This is a genomic window from Pseudomonas sp. GB2N2 (assembly GCF_054897705.1).
The window spans coordinates 4,753,179-4,770,088 of sequence record NZ_CM142701.1; the positions used below are offsets into that span (position 1 = coordinate 4,753,179).

Consider the following 16,910-nt stretch of genomic DNA (forward strand, 5'->3'; position numbering starts at 1 on the left):
TGAAAGGCTGGCACGCTTTCCTCTACCGTAACCACTTGTCTCTACTGGTACGGAAAAGCCATGTCTTTGGCCTGCTCACGCTCCTTGTTTTTCATGGTTTTCGTCGCCGGTGCCCTGGCCTTGGGCATTTCCTATTACCTGGAATATGCAGTCGGCCTTCAACCCTGCGGCAGGTGTTTGTTGCAAAGGGTGTGTCTGGCGCTGCTCACGGGTGTCTGTCTGGTGGCTTCAGTGCATGGGCCCGATCGCCTGGGTGCTTTCCTGTATTGGTTACTGGGTGTGCTGTGCAGCCTGGCGGGAACTGTAATCGCAGGGCGCCAGGTATTGCTGCAAGGCGACCCGCTGCAACAGCTATCCCCTTGTTCGCCCAATTTCGTCGAGCTGTTCGCCAACAATTCCTGGGTTGGCACGGTGCAGCAAATGTTCAACGGCACGGCCGACTGCGCTCAGATTTCTTGGACGCTGTTCGACCTGAGCCTGCCGGAATGGAGTTTGCTGTTTTTTGTCGGGGCCACGATTGTGGGTGTTTATCAGTTGCTGCGCCTTCTGCGCATGACCCTCCAGCGACCGCCCAGCGGCGAGTCGTCGCATGCGGCGCTGGCGGGCGATTAAACACTTGTATGAACTTTATCTCCTGCGTAACTTGAAGCCATTGTCGTGCGGGCATAATCTGGCCCGCACGTGTCATTGGAATTGTGTTGCTCGGATGACGCTCTGCCTGGCGAACTTGACCTTCAAGTGGGCGTCGGGTGTAGGGCAGCATGACCCACAAGGGAAGAGAGATCACCATGCTCGAAAGTTGTCAGAATGCTCAGGAACGCTGGGGTGGAGTGCATCTGCTGATCGATCGCTGGTTGCAGGAGCGTCACGAACTGGTTCGGGCCTATGATGCTCTCGGCGCCAAGCCAGAGGCTCTGGGCGAGGACCGCAAGCCATTGCAGGAATTCTGCGGGGTGTTGGTCGATTACGTGTCCGCCGGACACTTCGAGATCTACGAACAGCTGACGGGGGAAGCCAAGGCGTTCGGCGATACTCGCGGGCTCGAGTTGGCCGAGACGATCTACCCGCGCATTGACGTTATTACCGAGAAGCTGCTCGCGTTCAACGACCTGTGCGATGCAGGCAAGTGCGTGGCAGAGAAGTTCAAGGAGTTGGGCGGTCTGTTGCACGAACGCTTCGAACTGGAAGACTGCCTGATCGAAGTGCTGCACACCGCTCACAAGGAAGAGGACTCGGTTCAAGCCTGAATCCCTCCCGGCAACACCTTCAAAAACGGTGCGCTCTGCGCGCCGTTTTTCGTTTCCGTCATTCAGCTCGTAGCGCCGCGCAATTCGACTTCGAATACCAGCGGCGTGAACGGCTCGATCAAGTCTCCGGCACCGTCGGCGCCATAGGCCTGGGCCGATGGAATCACCAACCGCCACTTCGCACCGACCGGCATGTTTTGCAGCGCGCTGCGCCATCCGCTGATCACGCTGTCGAGGCTGAACCACTGCGGCTGACTGTTCTGATCGAACACGGTGCCATCGGGAAGACGACCGACGTACAGCACCTGGACTTTGCCATTCGGACCGGCCTTGGCGCCGGTGCCAGGAACCAACTCAGTCATCAATACGCCGTCGGCCAATTCACGGACACCGGGCCTGGCTTTTTCCACGGCGAGAAAACGCTGTTCTTTTTCGAGGACGACTTCAGTCTGCGGTGCGCTTTGTTGCAACGACACCTGGGCTTCGTGCTCGGTCAGAATCTGTTCGATCTGCTCATCTTTCAGCGCCAGGGGTTTGCCTTGATAGGCTTGTTGCAACCCTTCGATCAGTGCCTGGAGCTGCAACTCGGGCACCTCCTGTCGCAAGCGTTCACCGAGGCTCGCACCCAGGCTGTAAGCGAGATCGTGAGCTTCTGTTTCCTTGGTTTTTTCAGCGGCCTGGGCTACGGAAAAAAACATGCATAGCGATAAAAAAAGGTAGCGCGACATCGGTACTCTCCGGCCTGGAATGCGACAGATTATGCCAGTGTGAATGCCTTCGACAGTGAACTTGTTTTACGCAAGCACAGAAGATTTTCGATTCGTTGCAACGCACTGCTTTCGATACTGTCAACATGCGCTAGCGGCGGTCCTTACAGAGGTCTAGTATGAGCCGCACCCACGTCAGCCAGGAGGTAAACCATGTCGGCCACCAAGAAGCCTGTAAATACCCCGTTGCACTTACTCCAACAACTCTCGGGCAGCCTGCTCGAGCATTTGGAAATCGCTTGCTCCCAAGCCTTGGCTGATGCTGAAAAACTGCTCGCCAAACTGGAAAAACAGCGCGGAAAAGCGCAGGAAAAATTGCATAAATCCCGCACCAAATTGCAGGACGCCGCGGCGGCCGGCAAAGCCAAAGCACAAGCCAAGGCGAAGGACGGCGTGCAGCAACTTGAAGACGTGCTCGATGCCCTCAAGGATCGTCAGTCCGACACCCGTGCCTACATTCTGCAACTCAAGCGCGATGCTCAAGAAAGCCTGAAACTGGCCCAGGGCGTCGGTCGTGTACAAGAGGCTGTCGGCAAGGCGTTGTCCCTGCGTTCGGCCAAGTCCGCTGCGGCCCCCGCCAGGAAAGCTGCTGCCAAACCGGCTGCTGCAAAAGCACCGGCCAAGCCTGCTGCCAAGGCACCTGTGAAAGCTGGCGCTAAACCAGCCGCTAAACCTGCCGCGAAAAAACCGGTCGCTGCCAGCGCTGCGAAACCGGCTACGAAAACTGCCGCTGCCAAACCTGCCGCCAAGCCTGCCGCTGCGAAAACTGCTGCTGCGAAACCGGCTGCAAAAACTGCTGCTACCAAACCTGCTGCCAAAACCGCTGCCGCCAAACCTGCTGCAGCGAAAACCGCCGCTGCCAAACCAGCCGCCAAAGCCGCCGCTGCGAAACCTGCTGCCAAACCAGCCGCAGCAAAAACTGCAGCCAAGCCAGCTGCAAAACCAGCGGCTAAAACTGCTGCTGCGAAAACTGCTGCTGCCAAACCCGCCGCTGCGAAACCAGCAGCCAAGCCCGCTGCTGCCAAACCGGTCGCCAAACTTGCCGCCAAGCCCGCTGTGAAAAAACCGGCCGCTGTTGCCAAGCCGACTCCGGCTGCTGCTGCCAAGCCTGCAACGCCTGCGCCATCTGCTTCGGCATCGGCCGCTCCAGCAGCTTCCACCTCGACCGCCACCACTGCGCCAACGCCAGTTGCGTCGTCGAGCACCAGCACCACCCCAACCAGCGCTTCCTAAGTGCCGGTTGCCGCGACGCGCAGCTGATGCAGCGCGTCGCGGTCCAGGTGTGCGGCGCCCGCCGCCACACCGTCCAGCCAGACTGATAAATCGGTCGCCTCGTTCTGCGGCCAATTCAACGCCAACCTTTCCAGTCGAATTAACAGATGCCGCTCGGCATCCAGCTCCAGCGCCTTCACTTGTTCGCGCAACACTTTCAGTCCTGCATCCTCGATCGCGATGACTTTCCATTGCGTACGCAAGGCTCGAAGCGGCCGCACGACGTCCGCATCCCAAGGTTCAGCGACATTGCAAAGCTGCTGCAATCGTCGCTCATTGCAGGCAACGCCTCTCTGCCCCAGCCACAATCCACACAGCAACAGACACACATTCACCCCCCCGGACTGCAAGTTCAGGCATGCGGCTTCAACGCCGGGCCGGGCGTAAGTGCCAAGGGAAAAGCTCCACAGGTCAGAGGACATAGTGCTACTCGCGCCAGTTGCGAGCGAAGCTGGTAGACTCCGCCGCCATTATGATTCGACTTCAGAACCTGACTTTACAGCGTGGCCCTCAACGTCTGCTAGAAGACGCCGAGCTGACCTTGCACGCCGGCCACAAAGCCGGCCTCATCGGTGCCAACGGCGCCGGCAAATCGAGCCTGTTCGCCTTGATCCGGGGCGAACTGCACCCGGACTCGGGCGACTGCTTTCTGCCGGCCGACTGGCGCATCGCCCACATGCGCCAGGAAATCGAGACGCTCGAACGCCTGGCGGTCGACTACGTGCTCGATGGCGACCTGCGCCTGCGCGAGGTGCAACGTGACCTCGGCGCGGCCGAAGCTGCCCATGACGGTGCTGCTCAGGCCCGCCTGCACTCGGAACTCGACAGCGCCGACGGTTACACCGCCGATGCCCGGGCCCGCAAGCTGCTGGCCGGCCTCGGGTTCACCAACGAACAGATGGATCGCCCTGTAGGCGATTTCTCCGGTGGCTGGAGGATGCGTCTGAATTTGGCGCAGGCGTTGATGTGCCCTTCGGACCTGTTGCTGCTCGACGAACCGACCAACCACTTGGACCTCGACGCCATCATCTGGCTCGAAGAATGGCTGAAAAGTTACCCCGGCACTCTGTTGCTGATTTCCCACGACCGGGACTTTCTCGACGCCGTGGTCGATCACGTCGCTCACGTCGATCAACGCAAGATCACGCTTTATCGCGGTGGCTACAGCGCTTTCGAACGCGCCCGTGCCGAGCGTCTGGCCCAGCAACAGCAGGCTTACGAGAAGCAGCAAGTGCAACGCGCGCACATGGAAAGCTACATCGCCCGCTTCAAGGCCCAGGCCACCAAGGCCCGTCAGGCCCAGAGCCGGATCAAGGCGCTGGAGCGGATGGAAGAGTTGTCCGCCGCTCATGTCGATTCGCCGTTCGACTTCGTTTTCCGCGAATCGACGAAGATTTCCAGCCCGTTGATCGACCTGTCCGACGCCCGTTTGGGCTACGGCGACAAAGCCGTGCTGGAGAAGGTCAAGCTGCAACTGACCCCTGGCGCGCGCATCGGTCTGCTCGGACCGAACGGTGCCGGTAAATCGACCCTGATCAAAAACCTTGCCGGTGAACTTTCGCCGTTGGGCGGTCGGCTTACCCGTGGCGAGAACACCGTTGTCGGTTACTTCGCCCAGCATCAGCTTGACTCTCTCGACTCCAAGGCCAGCCCGTTGCTGCACATGCAGCGTCTGGCGCCGACCGAACGCGAGCAGACCCTGCGCGACTTCCTCGGTGGCTTCGACTTTCGCGGTGCGCGGATCGACGAGCCGGTGCTGAATTTTTCCGGTGGTGAGAAAGCTCGCCTGGCACTGGCGTTGATCGCCTGGGAGCGGCCGAACCTGTTGCTGCTCGATGAGCCGACCAACCATCTGGACCTGGAAATGCGCCTGGCGCTGACCATGGCCCTGCAGGAATTCAGTGGTGCGGTGCTGGTGGTCTCCCACGATCGTCATTTGCTAAAAAGCACCACCGACAATTTCTATCTGGTGGCAGACGGCAAGGTCGAAGAGTTTGACGGCGACCTTGAAGACTATGCGCGTTGGCTGGTCGAGTACCGTCAGCGCAATGCCCCGGTCAGCACGCCGGTCAACCCGGACAAGACCGACAAGAAGGCCCAGCGTCAGGCCGCCGCCGCGCTGCGCCAGCAACTGGCGCCGCACAAGCGCGAGGCTGACAAGCTCGAAGCCGAGCTGGGCAAGCTGCACGAAAAACTGGCGAAGATCGACACCAGCCTCGGCGACAGTGATATCTACGAACCGGCACGCAAAAACGATCTGCGTGATCTGCTGGCCGAGCAAGCCAAACTGAAAGTGCGCGAAGCCGAGCTGGAAGAAACCTGGATGGAAGCCCTGGAATTGCTCGAAAGCATGCAGGCGGAGCTGGAGGCGCTGTCCTGATGGACGCGTTAAAGCTGCCGCTGCCGGCTGTCTGGATCGAGCCGATCTGGCTCGTCGTGCAAATCCTGCTGATCCTGTTGGCGGGCTACTTCGCGCAACGCTTCGTTGCCAAAGGCCTGACTCGCCTGGGCGAGCGCTACCCGTTTCCACCGCAGTTGCTGATGCCGCTGCGGGGCGGGTTACGCTGGCTGATCATGGGCAGCGCGCTGATTTTCGTGCTCGAACGCCTGGGTGTGTCTGCCACGGTGCTCTGGACCGCGTTGTCGGGATTCGTCGCGGTGGCGGCGGTGGCGTTTTTCGCCATGTGGAGCGTACTCTCCAATCTGCTCTGCGCGATCCTGATTTTTACCGTCGGCCCGTTCCGGATTGGCGACGTGGTCGAGTTGGTGGACACCACCGACAAGCCCGGCGTCAAAGGTCGGGTGGTGGCGATCAATCTGCTGTACACCACGTTGATCGAGGCAGAAGAGCTCGGGACGGGCAGTGCGATGGTGCAGGTTCCGAACAGCCTGTTCTTCCAGCGCTCGGTTCGGCGTTGGCGGGGTACGGATGTGTTCTCGTCTGGCGGGTTCGAGAAGTAAGCCATCTCCAAACTCAAAACAATTGCCAACCCCTGTAACTTCCCCAAAATTCGATAGTCATCCGCCCAAAGCCGCATTAGCTTAGACGTCTGTCACGAGTCTGAGTCGAGGTGTGCGATGGAGCTTCAAACATGGCTGGCTTTTTTTGCCGCCTGCTGGGTGATCAGCCTGTCTCCCGGTGCTGGCGCGATTGCGTCGATGTCCAGCGGTCTGCAATACGGTTTCTGGCGCGGGTATTGGAATGCCTTGGGCCTGCAATTGGGCCTGGCGGTGCAGATCGCGATTGTCGGCGCCGGTGTTGGGGCGATTCTTACCGCCTCGGCCAGCGCGTTTTATGCGATCAAATGGTTCGGTGTGGCGTATCTGGTTTATCTCGCGATCAAACAATGGCGCGCGTTGCCTGGCGACATGAGTGACGACGCAGCGGTGCGCCAGATCGGCAAGCCGATGGCTTTGGTGTTTCGTGGCTTTCTGGTCAACATCAGTAACCCCAAGGCGCTGGTGTTTATGCTTGCGGTATTACCGCAGTTCATCGACCCGCACGCGCCGCTGCTGGCTCAATACCTGATCATCGGCGTGACCATGGTCTGCGTCGACCTGGTCGTCATGGCGGGTTACACCGGTCTGGCGTCCAAGGTGCTGCGTCTGTTGCGCACACCGAAGCAGCAAAAACGCATGAACCGCACGTTTGCCGGGCTGTTCATTGGCGCTGCAGCGTTCATGGCCACATTGCGTAAAGCGGTGGTGTAAACCGATCGGGCAAAAAAATGGCGACCCCAGGGGTCGCCATTTTTCGTTCAACGGATCAGCGCAAAATCACCGGCGCCGAATCCCGTGGCAGGTTGTTTCTCAATGGGGCTTGCCCCGGTTGCTCAGACCCACCGCCGCCGAGTTGCTCGTTCAACTGCCGGGCCACGTCCTCGCCCAAGGACCTGGACACGTCACGCACCACCCGCGGGCGATTCAGTGAGATGCGCACGTCTCGATTGTTCAACAGCTTGGTGTCCTGACCTTCGCCCATCGCCGTGAAGGCCGAGGTGATTTCGAAGGTTTTGGTGTTGATCAGGCTGAAGTCCGCCACCAGCGTCAACGCCAGCACCGCGGAATAACTGTCAGTGTTGGCGAGTTCGTTGACGTCACGGTTAAAGTCGATGTCCGACACGGTGCCGAACAGTACGTAGTCGGCACCCTTGAAGTTACCGGCCTTGATCCGCTTGATTACGTCATAGACATCACCTTTGGACGCGGCAGTGTACGGCGTGCCTTGCACCAGTTGGAACATCCCCGAACGGAGCATTTCGCCCTTGATGTCACCGGTGAATTTGCGCAGCTCGGTTTGCTCGATATAGCTGCTGGTGGCTTCGATTTCGTTGTAGCTCGAAGAACCACTGGCGCTGTAGTAACCCTCGCGGTAATTGCTCTTGGCGGAAACGATGTGGATGTATTGCTCCACGCGCTCCTGATACGCCAGGTCAGTCACCGCGACCTTCGGGGCCGCTTGCACGCTGCACGCGCAAGCCAGGGCCATCATGCCAATCCATGCGCGCATTGATTAACGCTCCGTGGTTTTGCGAATCTCTTTTTCGTCCATCCACTCAGCCAGACCGCTTTCAACGTCGATCAATTGCAGGCTGAATTTGTAGAAGACGTCCTTGTAATCGCTGCTGCGCTTGACGATCGAGCTAATGGAACCCTCGATACGGTACTTGGCGGCGATCATGTTGCCGGTCTTGGCCACGGTGCCTTTCTTGTACAAGCCGCTCTGGTTTTGCAGCTTGAGCTGATCAACCTGGCTCTGCATTTCAGTGTTGTCGCTGGCGAAGCGGGCGGTGCCGGTCTTCATCAGCTGGGTCTTGATGCTGGTGGTGATTTCGCGGGTGTCGATGTATTCGCTGGTCTTGTTCTTCACGTCGTAGACCTGAACCACCGGACGACCTTGCAGAATGCCGGACTGAGCGAGGGAGCGGGTCATGGATTCTGCGATCATCTGCAGGTCGGTGGAGCCGAACTCGTTGGTCACGGTTTCCACGGCCTTGGTGTCGCCGTAGCTGATGTTCTTGCTGCCCAGGGTTGGCGAAGTATTGGCGCAACCACTGGCCAGCAGGGCAATAACAGCGATAAACGAAAAGCGTGCAAACATGGGAATGCTCTCTAAAACTGAACGAATAGGGGGTTAAGGCGTTTTGATTTCGAGGCGGAAATCCACGGCTTTGGCGGTGGGCGCGATCGCCTGAATGAAACTGGTCTGTTCGCCGTACATCATCTGGCTTTTCCAGGTTTCCTCTTCGGCAATCGGGAAGCCTTCAGGGCCGAGCCATGCGAAGCGGTAGTAGAAGGTCTTGTTGTTGAAGCTGGTGTTGCTCAACTGCACGTTGACCGTCATGAAGCCGTTTTCCCGGGCGACGCGCATGGCGCCCACCACGATGTTCTTCAGCTTGCCCATGGCCACGACTTTGCTCGCGGCGCTGCCCGGCTCCGGAGTCGGCGGTGTGGCGCAACCGGCCAACAGGGCCAGTGCAACGACAGCGATGAATTTGAAACGCATGTAAAGACTCCGTTCTTAAGGTTTGAGGCTGGCCACGGCGGTCGGGCTCGCGCTCGTGATTACATGGGCCGCGAGGCCGCTGGCGAATACCTGGTTGCCCACGGCACGCAGGGTGATGACCTGATAACGCTGGTCTACGGTGATCTTGACCAACGAACCACCGACTGCGCTTGGCAACGAAACCTGGTGCTCGCCTTTCTTCATGCGCAGGCGCACCACCTGAGTGTTGTCCGGCAGAGTGCGCCATGTACGGGTATCGGCACCTTCGAGCACGGCTGAAGTGAGGCCAACCGCCAGGCCCGCGAGCGGGTTGGTCTCGTTGATTTTTTTCTGCGCGATGCCTTTGGTCACGGCGCGTACGGTGGTGCGCAAGATAATCCCCGGCATGTCATCACGCAGCGCACGGCGGGACATGGCGGTGGTGCTGTTGAGTTGCGTCAGGTTCACCTGCTGACCGTCGACGCCGATCTGCGCGACGGTGACGGTGGAGGTGTCAGGCTTGATGATCGGGAACGACAGCGGGGTGATAACGACGTTGCCGCTGATGGGCAGAGGCAATGGTACGCGGATCGAATCCCGGGCCGGCGCCAGACCGCTTTGCACGACGATCAGGATGTCGCTGTCCTCGTCCTTGGCGTTTTTCTTGTCTAGGTCTTTCAACGCCTGTTCCAGCAGCGGGGTGTTCGGGCGCAGCTCGGCGGCTTTGCGATAGCCCGGCGCGGCCAGATCTTTTTCACCCAGAGCTTCGTAGACGAAACCGGCCAGGTAATGGCTGAACGCACTCTGGTAGCTGTTTTTCAAACCGACCACTTCCGGCGCATCCAGACTGGCGACCGGGTAACCCTGCAGGTCCTTGTACTCGGTCTTGATGCCTTCTTTCTCGGCTTCCTCTTCGCTCTTGAGGTATTCCTTGTCGCGCAGGTCGGCGATCACCGCTTCACGCTCGTGGGTTTTCTTGATCGCGGTGCGTGCGCCGTCGAAATCGTTCACGGCCAGCAGATTCAAAGCCATCTGAGTGGTCAGCATGACTTTTTCGTAGTCGTAGCCTTCGTAACGGCGGACCTTGTCGTTGACCAGGAAGCTGCCGAACTGGGCGAGGTATTTGCCGGTGTCCAGCTTGACCGAATCTTCCCATTGGCCGACCACGACGTCGGCGCTGCTCCAGGCGTTCTGGCTGCCGGACAAATCGCCCTTGGCACGCAGCAGTTCACCCTTTTCGAAGTAATAGAGCAGGTCTTTGTCGGTGCCGGTGTTGTTTTTTTCCAGCAGGGTCAACGCGGCATCGACCTTGCCGGAGGCCAGTTGCTCGTTGGTTTGTGCCAGTTCCGAATCGTAGTTGCGGAAGGCCGAACAGCCGGAGAGCAGCGTGACAGCGCTGAGCGCGATCAAAACAAGGGCGCGGGAGGCCATGAATACTTCTTCCCTGAATGTAAGCAGCCGGGCTTGCTGGTCGGGCTGTTGAGACCTATCGGCGCAGACGGGCGTCCTGCCAATTCCTCCAACACAGAGGAGCTTGAGTGCCATATCGATCAACTGAAGGCGCGGCATTATAAGCCCGGATGGTGGCTACGTAATGGCTTTTTAATTGCGTCTCTTCATAAAGTGCCATCATCGATTAAAAGCGTGAGCGGAACGTCGTCTTCGGCGTTTCACACAACAAAGCTTGAGCGAAACTCATTCGAAGTGAACAATGTGTTACTTCGTATTACCAATTGAGATTCATTCATGACTGCCCCGTCCCGTTTCCTGGCCTGGCTGGTGTTGCCGTTCTTTGCTCTATGCAGTTTCAATCTGCTGGCGGATACCGTGGAAGGCGCACCGCAAGCGCTTCATTTGCTCGATTACATCGGTGCGGATTACCCGCAGACGGTGCAGGCGGGCAAGGTTACCGACGAATCCGAATACCGTGAACAACTGGAATTCATCAAGGTGTTGCAGGATTTGATCGCGGCGATGCCGGCCAAACCGGAAAAAGCCGCGCTGGAGCAGGGCGTGAGCACGCTGCGCGACGGCATGACTGCACGTCAGGGCGGCGCGGATGTCGCCCGTCAGGCACGGCAACTCGGCGCGAAACTCGCGGTGGCGTATGAAATCAGCCAGGCGCCGATCATCACGCCGGACCCGACTCGCGGCGCGCCGTTGTACGCCCAGCATTGTTCGGTGTGCCATGGCGATGCGGGTGCCGGCGATGGCCCGGCCGGTGTCGGCCTGACGCCGCCACCGGCCAATCTGCGCGACGCCCAGCGACTCGATCACCTGAGCCTGTACGCGCTCTACAGTACCTTGGGCCTGGGCGTCGAAGGCACTGACATGCCGGCCTTTGCCGATCAACTGGATGACCGTCAGCGCTGGGACCTGGCGACTTATATCGCCAGTTTCAGCGCCGATCCAGCGGCGGCAAAAACCGAAAAAACCTACAACATTGCCGATCTGGCCCGTCAGACGCCCGCCGAAGTGCTGGCCGCCGAAGGCCCGCAAGCGGCGGCGACCTTCCGTGTGCAGCGCGCCCAACCGCCGCAGGTCAAACGTGGCCCGGCGCAGTTGCTCGATTACACGGCGGCGACCCTGGACAGGAGCGTCGCGGCCTACCGCGCTGGTGATCATGATCAGGCGTATGACTTGTCGGTGGCGGCTTACCTGGAAGGTTTCGAGCTGGTTGAAAGCTCCCTGGACAACGTCGATGCGAACGTTCGCAAGGACACTGAAAAATCCCTGATGGCTTACCGTCAGTCGTTGCAGGACGGTTTGCCGGTGGCTGAAGTTCAGCAGCGTCTGGATGCAGCGAAAGCCAAGTTGAAGGAATCCGCCGGCCTGCTTGGCAGTGATGCCCTGAGCTGGTCGCTGAGCTACATCTCCGGTCTACTGATTCTGTTGCGCGAAGGCCTGGAGGCGATTCTGGTGCTGGCGGCGATCCTTGCGTTCCTGCGCAATACCGGCCAGCAATCGGCGGTGCGCAGTGTCAACGTCGGTTGGGGCCTGGCGTTGCTTGCCGGGCTGGCGACCTGGGCGCTGGCGGCCTATGTGATTGATGTCAGCGGTTCCCAGCGAGAGCTGCTTGAAGGCGCGACAGCCTTGTTCGCCGCGGTCATGGTGCTCTGGCTTGGCGTGTGGATGCACGACCGTCGCCACGCAGCTGCGTGGCAGGATTACATCAAGACCAGTCTGGTGGGTGGGGGCGGGCGTTTCGGGTTTGCGACGCTGGCGTTCTTCTCGGTGTATCGCGAGTTGTTCGAAGTGATTCTGTTCTACGAAACCCTGTGGTTGCAGGCGGGACCAGCGGGGCATAACGCGGTGTTGGCGGGCGGTGCGACGGCGCTGGTACTGCTGGTCGGTCTGGCGTGGGTGATACTGCGGGGTTCGGCGAAATTGCCGTTGGCGCTGTTCTTCAGCATCAACGCCGGGTTGCTGTGCGCGTTGTCGGTGGTGTTTGCCGGGCATGGCGTGAAAGCGTTGCAGGAAGCCGGGATTTTCGGCACGCGGCCGGTGGCGTTTTTTGACTTCGACTGGCTGGGTATTCATGCCGATGCCTATTCGCTGAGTGCGCAGGCGGTGGCGATCATTGCGATCATCGTGTTGTATGGTCGTAGCCGGTTGGTCGAGAAGCGGCGGGTGCAGGTTTCCTAAGGGCATTCGCTGCCCGCGAAGCTTTTCGGAGGAGGAAAAAACACAATGCGTGTATGGATCGATGCCGACGCCTGCCCGCGGGCGGCGAAGGATCTGGTGGTGAAGTTCGCCCTCAAACGTCAGTACGAAGTGGTGCTGGTGGCGGGGCAGCCACAGATCAAACCCGCGCTGGCAATAGTGAAGTTGATCGTTGTGCCCAGTGGTCCTGATGCGGCAGACGATTATCTGGTGGAACACGCGGTGCCAGGCGAGTTGGTGATTTGCAGCGACGTGCCGCTGGCCGATCGGCTGGTAAAGAAGGGCGTCGCGGCGCTGGACCCGCGGGGCAAGGAGTTCGATGCGCAGAACATGGGCGATCGATTGGCTGTGCGTAACCTGTTCACCGATCTGCGTGAACAGGGACAAATGAGCGGCGGCCCCGCGCCGTTCGGCGATCGTGAGAAACAGGCGTTTGCCAATGCGCTGGACCGGATTCTTACCCGGCTAACGAGGAAGTGCTGAACCTTGCGCTGAGCCCTGTAGAAGCGAGCTTGCTCGCGATGGATTTAAGAGCGCCGCGTCTATTCTGGACGCACGCATTATCGTTAACGTCCATCGCGAGCAAGCTCGCTCCTACAGTAATCGGGGTCAGGCGTCGTTTTCGTGGGTCAGTTCGAGCACGCGGTCGACCAGTTTGTTAATCCCGGAAGCCGCTTCGCTGATGGTCTGCGCCAACATGTACGCTGGCGTGCTCACCAGTTTGCGCGCCTTGTCTTCAACAATCTCGCTCACCGCGCAGTCGTTGTGGGTCGCGCCCATCTTGTTCATCGCCGCCGCCGTGTCGGCGTCGTTGCCGATTGTGCAGACCACGCCGGGCCCGTAAATCTTCGCCGCCAGCGCCGGGGAAATGCAGATCAGCCCGACCGGCTTACCGGCCTCGGCAAACGCTTCGGTCAGGGCCAGCACATCCGGTTGCACGGTGCAGCCGGCGCCTTCGATGGCAAAGTTGGAAAGATTCTTGGCTGCCCCAAAACCGCCGGGGACAATCAGCGCATCGAACGCTTCGACGTCCGCTTCGCGAATGTCCTTGATGTTGCCCCGGGCGATCCGCGCCGATTCGACCAGCACGTTTCGCGACTCGGGCATCTCCTCACCGTTCAAGTGATTGATCACGTGCAATTGCGCGATGTTCGGGGCGAAACACTGCACCTGAGCGCCACGCTGGTCCAGGCGCAGCAGGGTGATCACGCTTTCGTGGATCTCGGCGCCGTCGTAGACGCCACAACCGGAAAGGATCACTGCAATTTTTTTGCTCATGGGTTTTTCTCCAGATTCATGGCGTTAAATGTCCACTAATTTGTCACTCGTTGCCATAGGGTTAATTCGCGGCTACACCTAGGATCTGTGCTTAAAATTCCGATCAGGGCGCGTCATGGACTTCATTCTGTATGCGGTGCCGTTTTTCTTTGTGCTGATTGCCATCGAACTGCTGGCCGACCGTTGGCGCGGGGTCAGCAACTATCGGGTGGCGGACGCGATCAACAGCATCAGCACCGGCGTGCTCTCGACCACCACGGGCCTGCTGACCAAAGGCGTGGGGCTGCTGACCTATACCTTTGCCCTCCAGCACCTGGCACTGTTCGACCTCGCTGCCGACAGCGTCTGGGTCTGGGTGTTTGCCTTTGTCCTCTACGACTTCTGCTACTACTGGCTGCACCGCATGGGCCACGAGCGAAACATTCTCTGGGCGGCGCATTCGGTGCATCACCAGAGCGAGGATTACAACCTTTCCACGGCGTTGCGCCAGACCAGTACGGGTTTCCTGTTGAGCTGGATCTTCTACTTGCCGATGGCCGTGTCGGGCGTGCCGCTGCTGGTGTTTGTCAGCGTTGCGGCGCTCAACCTGCTGTATCAATTCTGGGTGCATACCCGACACATTCCCAAACTGGGATGGTTCGAGTGGTTCTTCGTCACGCCGTCCAATCATCGGGCCCACCATGCGCAGAACGCTCTCTACATGGATCGCAACTACGGCGGGGTGTTCATTATTTGGGACCGTCTGTTTGGCTCGTTCCAGGAAGAAGACGACAACGAGCCGGTGATTTTCGGCGTGACCACGCCGCTGGCGAGCTGGAATCCGTTGTGGGCGAATGTGCAGTTTTACGCGCAGTTATGGGATGACGCGCGGCGGTCCGAAAGCCTGTGGGACAAGCTGCGGATCTGGTTCATGCGCACCGGTTGGCGGCCGGCGGATGTAGCGGCGAAGTACCCGATGAACAAGCCGGACCTGAGCCAGTTCCGCAAATTCGAAGTGTCGCTGGACGGGCGCCAGCAGATTTACGTCGTGTTGCAATTCGGCGTTTACGTCGCGCTGGGCAGTTACCTGATGAACTTTGAACAGCATCTGCCAACCGCCGCTCTGGTGCTCGGCTGGAGTGCGATGGCGCTGGGGTTGTTCACGTTGGGCGTGGCCCTGGAGAATCGCCGGTGGGCGTTGAAGCTGGAGCTCTTGCGGCTGGCCTCGAATGTGCCGCTGACGTGGCTGGCGCCGGTGCTCGGGCTTTGGCCGGCCAGCGCGGTGGGCTGGGTCGGCCTGCTGAGTTACAGCCTGCTCAGCGTCATCGGTCTCTACTGTTGCAGAAACCGCTTCACTCGCCTGGCGTCTTGATCTCGGCGGCCTTGGCCTGTTCGGCTTTCAAGGCCTGCTCGTCGGCGTAGACCTGCTTCGCCAGACGCGCATTCTTGAAGCGCCGACGCAGCCACAGGCCGACGCCCAGCACCAGCAGGGCGCCGAGCACCCACAGCTCGTACTTCTTGACGCTGCCCAGCATGCCTTCGAGCACCGCGCCGAAGTGATAGGCAGCGGCCGCCAGGGCGGTTGCCCAGATCGCTGCGCCAATCCCGTTGAGCAGCAAGTAACGGCCTGGCGGATAGCCTGACAGGCCGATCGCCACCGGCATCACCGTGCGCAAACCGTAGACAAAGCGGAAACTCAGCACCCAGATATCCGGGTGCCGGCGGATGTGTTCCAGTGCCCGATCGCCCATCAACTGCCAGCGGGGTTTGCGCGCCAGCAACTTGCGGCCGTGCTTGCGTCCCAGGAAGTACCACAGCTGGTCGCCGGCATAACTGCCACAAAAGGCCACGACCACCACCACGTTGATGTCCATGTATCCACGGAACGCGAGGAAGCCTGCGAGCACCAGAATGGTTTCGCCTTCGAAGAACGTGCCGAGAAAAAGGGCAAAGTAGCCGAAGTCATGCAGAAATTGTTGGAGCATTGTCTGGGTGCTGGCGAAATGAACGCGCAGCCTAACCCTTCGTGCACATTCATGAAAGTGTCCAAATGTGTCTCGACGTGAACATTTCCTACAAGGACAATGGAATGCGGCTACCTGTCGCAGGGGTGCACATATCTGTAACACCACCGTCATAATGGCCGCTTATAACTGTCACGCTCGCCTGCCAGCGCGGGCTCTGGAGTCTGCCGTGAGTTTTACCCCCGCCAATCGTTTGTTTCCTGCCACTCGCCTGCGTCGTAGCCGCCGTGATGATTTTTCGCGCCGACTGGTTCGTGAAAACGTACTGACCGTCGATGATCTGATCCTGCCGGTGTTCGTGCTGGACGGTGAAAACCGTCGTGAAGCGGTGGCCTCGATGCCGGGCGTCGAGCGCTTGACCATCGACCTGTTGCTTGAAGAAGCCGCCAAATGGGTCGAATTGGGCATTCCAGCCGTGGCGCTGTTCCCGGTCACGCCGCCGGAGCTGAAGTCGCTGGATGGCGCTGAAGCGTGGAACCCGAACGGCATTGCCCAGCGCGCCACCCGCGCGTTGCGTGCGCAATTCCCTGAACTCGGTGTGATCACCGACGTCGCGCTGGACCCGTTCACCACCCACGGTCAGGACGGCATCCTCGACGAAGAAGGCTACGTGCAGAACGACATTACCGTCGACGCACTGGTCAGGCAGGCCCTGTCCCTTGCCGACGCCGGCGCTCAGGTGGTGGCCCCGTCGGACATGATGGACGGTCGCATCCAGGCGATCCGCGAAGCCCTTGAGCTGGCCGATCACGTCAACGTGCGGATCATGGCCTACTCGGCGAAGTACGCCAGTGCCTATTACGGCCCGTTCCGCGATGCGGTGGGTTCGGCGCTGAACCTGGGCAAGGCCAACAAGGCCTCCTATCAGATGGACCCGGCCAACAGCAACGAAGCCCTGCATGAAGTGGCGGCGGACTTGTCAGAAGGCGCGGATATGGTCATGGTCAAGCCAGGCATGCCGTACCTGGACATCCTTTACCGGGTCAAAGAAGAATTCAAAGTGCCAACATTTGTCTATCAGGTCAGCGGTGAATACGCCATGCACATGGCGGCGATCCAGAATGGCTGGTTGAGCGAAGGGGTTATCCTCGAATCCCTGACCGCTTTTAAACGCGCAGGCGCGGATGGCATCCTGACCTACTTTGCCGTTCGTGCTGCTCAATTGTTACGAGAGCAACAATAGCCCTCCCAGGAA

At 59.7% G+C, this 16,910-nt stretch carries 18 protein-coding genes; 10 read left to right on the forward strand and 8 right to left on the reverse strand.

Going from position 1 to position 16,910, the window contains the following annotated elements:
• The first annotated feature begins 60 nt into the window (after window positions 1-60).
• Entirely contained in the window at window positions 61-612 is a 552-nt protein-coding gene (locus ACYZT4_RS21970; RefSeq protein ID WP_461982940.1) for a disulfide bond formation protein B, read from the forward strand.
• Between the two features lie 176 nt (window positions 613-788).
• Window positions 789-1,247 carry an Rsd/AlgQ family anti-sigma factor gene (locus ACYZT4_RS21975; protein ID WP_059403934.1) on the forward strand — a complete coding sequence of 153 codons (459 nt, stop codon included), beginning with the start codon at window positions 789-791 and terminating at the stop codon, window positions 1,245-1,247.
• 62 nt (window positions 1,248-1,309) lie between these two features.
• Here ACYZT4_RS21975 and ACYZT4_RS21980 read toward each other — a convergent pair whose 3' ends face one another.
• A complete protein-coding gene (locus ACYZT4_RS21980) occupies window positions 1,310-1,975 on the reverse strand; it encodes an FKBP-type peptidyl-prolyl cis-trans isomerase (protein ID WP_461982941.1) in 666 nt (221 codons plus the stop codon).
• A gap of 192 nt (window positions 1,976-2,167) precedes the next feature.
• On the opposite strand from ACYZT4_RS21980, the gene ACYZT4_RS21985 reads away from it, so the two are divergent.
• Complete coding sequence (locus ACYZT4_RS21985) at window positions 2,168-3,247, forward strand: AlgP family protein (RefSeq protein ID WP_461982942.1); 1,080 nt, start codon at window positions 2,168-2,170, stop codon at window positions 3,245-3,247.
• Here the strand turns inward: ACYZT4_RS21985 and ACYZT4_RS21990 are convergent.
• Window positions 3,244-3,708: a TIGR02444 family protein gene (locus tag ACYZT4_RS21990; RefSeq protein ID WP_461982943.1), complete on the reverse strand. Its 465-nt coding sequence runs from the start codon at window positions 3,706-3,708 to the stop codon at window positions 3,244-3,246. The two genes, ACYZT4_RS21985 and ACYZT4_RS21990, sit on opposite strands and share 4 nt — an antisense overlap.
• Before the next feature lie 50 nt (window positions 3,709-3,758).
• Between ACYZT4_RS21990 and ACYZT4_RS21995 the strand changes: the two genes are divergently transcribed.
• The 3 genes from ACYZT4_RS21995 to rhtB all read left to right on the forward strand — a co-directional run bounded on the left by ACYZT4_RS21995 (window position 3,759) and on the right by rhtB (window position 6,997).
• Window positions 3,759-5,666, forward strand: coding sequence for an ATP-binding cassette domain-containing protein (locus ACYZT4_RS21995; protein ID WP_461982944.1), 1,908 nt, complete (start codon window positions 3,759-3,761; stop codon window positions 5,664-5,666).
• Complete coding sequence (locus ACYZT4_RS22000; RefSeq protein WP_461982945.1) at window positions 5,666-6,247, forward strand: mechanosensitive ion channel domain-containing protein; 582 nt, start codon at window positions 5,666-5,668, stop codon at window positions 6,245-6,247. Before ACYZT4_RS21995 ends, ACYZT4_RS22000 begins: the two co-directional genes overlap by 1 nt.
• 117 nt (window positions 6,248-6,364) lie before the next feature.
• Window positions 6,365-6,997, forward strand: coding sequence for a homoserine/homoserine lactone efflux protein (rhtB, locus tag ACYZT4_RS22005; protein ID WP_461982946.1), 633 nt, complete (start codon window positions 6,365-6,367; stop codon window positions 6,995-6,997).
• Window positions 6,998-7,052: 55 nt separating this feature from the next.
• Here rhtB and ACYZT4_RS22010 read toward each other — a convergent pair whose 3' ends face one another.
• The 4 genes from ACYZT4_RS22010 to ACYZT4_RS22025 are packed head-to-tail and all read right to left on the reverse strand — an operon-like array spanning window position 7,053 to window position 10,202.
• Window positions 7,053-7,796 (reverse strand): penicillin-binding protein activator LpoB, encoded by a 744-nt coding sequence (locus ACYZT4_RS22010; protein WP_461982947.1) that lies wholly within the window; start codon window positions 7,794-7,796, stop codon window positions 7,053-7,055.
• Window positions 7,797-7,799: 3 nt separating this feature from the next.
• Window positions 7,800-8,387, reverse strand: a complete 588-nt coding sequence (gene lpoB, locus ACYZT4_RS22015; protein ID WP_461982948.1) for a penicillin-binding protein activator LpoB — start codon at window positions 8,385-8,387, stop codon at window positions 7,800-7,802.
• Between the two features lie 33 nt (window positions 8,388-8,420).
• On the reverse strand, window positions 8,421-8,792 hold the full coding sequence (locus ACYZT4_RS22020; protein ID WP_461982949.1) for a YcfL family protein: 372 nt from the start codon (window positions 8,790-8,792) through the stop codon (window positions 8,421-8,423).
• A 15-nt stretch (window positions 8,793-8,807) separates the two neighbouring features.
• On the reverse strand, window positions 8,808-10,202 hold the full coding sequence (locus ACYZT4_RS22025) for a COG3014 family protein (RefSeq protein ID WP_461982950.1): 1,395 nt from the start codon (window positions 10,200-10,202) through the stop codon (window positions 8,808-8,810).
• Window positions 10,203-10,517: 315 nt separating this feature from the next.
• Between ACYZT4_RS22025 and ACYZT4_RS22030 the strand changes: the two genes are divergently transcribed.
• Together ACYZT4_RS22030 and ACYZT4_RS22035 are read left to right on the forward strand one after the other, a co-directional pair.
• Window positions 10,518-12,416, forward strand: a complete 1,899-nt coding sequence (locus ACYZT4_RS22030) for an FTR1 family protein (RefSeq protein WP_461982951.1) — start codon at window positions 10,518-10,520, stop codon at window positions 12,414-12,416.
• A 45-nt stretch (window positions 12,417-12,461) separates the two neighbouring features.
• Window positions 12,462-12,917 (forward strand): YaiI/YqxD family protein, encoded by a 456-nt coding sequence (locus ACYZT4_RS22035; protein ID WP_461982952.1) that lies wholly within the window; start codon window positions 12,462-12,464, stop codon window positions 12,915-12,917.
• 126 nt (window positions 12,918-13,043) lie between these two features.
• Here the strand turns inward: ACYZT4_RS22035 and elbB are convergent, their stop codons facing one another.
• Window positions 13,044-13,712 (reverse strand): isoprenoid biosynthesis glyoxalase ElbB, encoded by a 669-nt coding sequence (gene elbB, locus ACYZT4_RS22040; RefSeq protein WP_461982953.1) that lies wholly within the window; start codon window positions 13,710-13,712, stop codon window positions 13,044-13,046.
• Between the two features lie 115 nt (window positions 13,713-13,827).
• Between elbB and ACYZT4_RS22045 the strand changes: the two genes are divergently transcribed.
• Complete coding sequence (locus tag ACYZT4_RS22045) at window positions 13,828-15,063, forward strand: sterol desaturase family protein (RefSeq protein WP_461982954.1); 1,236 nt, start codon at window positions 13,828-13,830, stop codon at window positions 15,061-15,063.
• On the opposite strand, the gene ACYZT4_RS22050 is transcribed toward ACYZT4_RS22045, so the two are convergent.
• The gene (locus ACYZT4_RS22050) at window positions 15,044-15,676 is read right to left on the reverse strand and encodes a DedA family protein (protein WP_461982955.1); all 633 of its coding nucleotides are present in this window, start codon (window positions 15,674-15,676) and stop codon (window positions 15,044-15,046) included. The genes ACYZT4_RS22045 and ACYZT4_RS22050 overlap by 20 nt on opposite strands.
• A 208-nt stretch (window positions 15,677-15,884) precedes the next feature.
• Between ACYZT4_RS22050 and hemB the strand changes: the two genes are divergently transcribed.
• The gene (gene hemB, locus ACYZT4_RS22055; RefSeq protein ID WP_461982956.1) at window positions 15,885-16,898 is read left to right on the forward strand and encodes a porphobilinogen synthase; all 1,014 of its coding nucleotides are present in this window, start codon (window positions 15,885-15,887) and stop codon (window positions 16,896-16,898) included.
• Window positions 16,899-16,910: the final 12 nt, after the last annotated feature.

Bases quoted from the DNA above. Each gene is read 5' to 3' on its own strand.
- ACYZT4_RS22030 (WP_461982951.1), top strand. From the start codon at position 10,518: ATGACTGCCCCGTCCCGTTTCCTGGCCTGGCTGGTGTTGCCGTTCTTT.
- ACYZT4_RS22045 (WP_461982954.1), top strand. From the start codon at position 13,828: ATGGACTTCATTCTGTATGCGGTGCCGTTTTTCTTTGTGCTGATTGCC.
- ACYZT4_RS22020 (WP_461982949.1), bottom strand. From the start codon at position 8,792: ATGCGTTTCAAATTCATCGCTGTCGTTGCACTGGCCCTGTTGGCCGGT.
- ACYZT4_RS21995 (WP_461982944.1), top strand. From the start codon at position 3,759: ATGATTCGACTTCAGAACCTGACTTTACAGCGTGGCCCTCAACGTCTG.
- ACYZT4_RS21970 (WP_461982940.1), top strand. From the start codon at position 61: ATGTCTTTGGCCTGCTCACGCTCCTTGTTTTTCATGGTTTTCGTCGCC.
- ACYZT4_RS21980 (WP_461982941.1), bottom strand. From the start codon at position 1,975: ATGTCGCGCTACCTTTTTTTATCGCTATGCATGTTTTTTTCCGTAGCC.
- ACYZT4_RS22050 (WP_461982955.1), bottom strand. From the start codon at position 15,676: ATGCTCCAACAATTTCTGCATGACTTCGGCTACTTTGCCCTTTTTCTC.
- ACYZT4_RS22010 (WP_461982947.1), bottom strand. From the start codon at position 7,796: ATGCGCGCATGGATTGGCATGATGGCCCTGGCTTGCGCGTGCAGCGTG.
- elbB (WP_461982953.1), bottom strand. From the start codon at position 13,712: ATGAGCAAAAAAATTGCAGTGATCCTTTCCGGTTGTGGCGTCTACGAC.
- rhtB (WP_461982946.1), top strand. From the start codon at position 6,365: ATGGAGCTTCAAACATGGCTGGCTTTTTTTGCCGCCTGCTGGGTGATC.
- ACYZT4_RS21985 (WP_461982942.1), top strand. From the start codon at position 2,168: ATGTCGGCCACCAAGAAGCCTGTAAATACCCCGTTGCACTTACTCCAA.
- ACYZT4_RS21990 (WP_461982943.1), bottom strand. From the start codon at position 3,708: ATGTCCTCTGACCTGTGGAGCTTTTCCCTTGGCACTTACGCCCGGCCC.
- ACYZT4_RS22035 (WP_461982952.1), top strand. From the start codon at position 12,462: ATGCGTGTATGGATCGATGCCGACGCCTGCCCGCGGGCGGCGAAGGAT.
- ACYZT4_RS22025 (WP_461982950.1), bottom strand. From the start codon at position 10,202: ATGGCCTCCCGCGCCCTTGTTTTGATCGCGCTCAGCGCTGTCACGCTG.
- ACYZT4_RS21975 (WP_059403934.1), top strand. From the start codon at position 789: ATGCTCGAAAGTTGTCAGAATGCTCAGGAACGCTGGGGTGGAGTGCAT.
- lpoB (WP_461982948.1), bottom strand. From the start codon at position 8,387: ATGTTTGCACGCTTTTCGTTTATCGCTGTTATTGCCCTGCTGGCCAGT.
- ACYZT4_RS22000 (WP_461982945.1), top strand. From the start codon at position 5,666: ATGGACGCGTTAAAGCTGCCGCTGCCGGCTGTCTGGATCGAGCCGATC.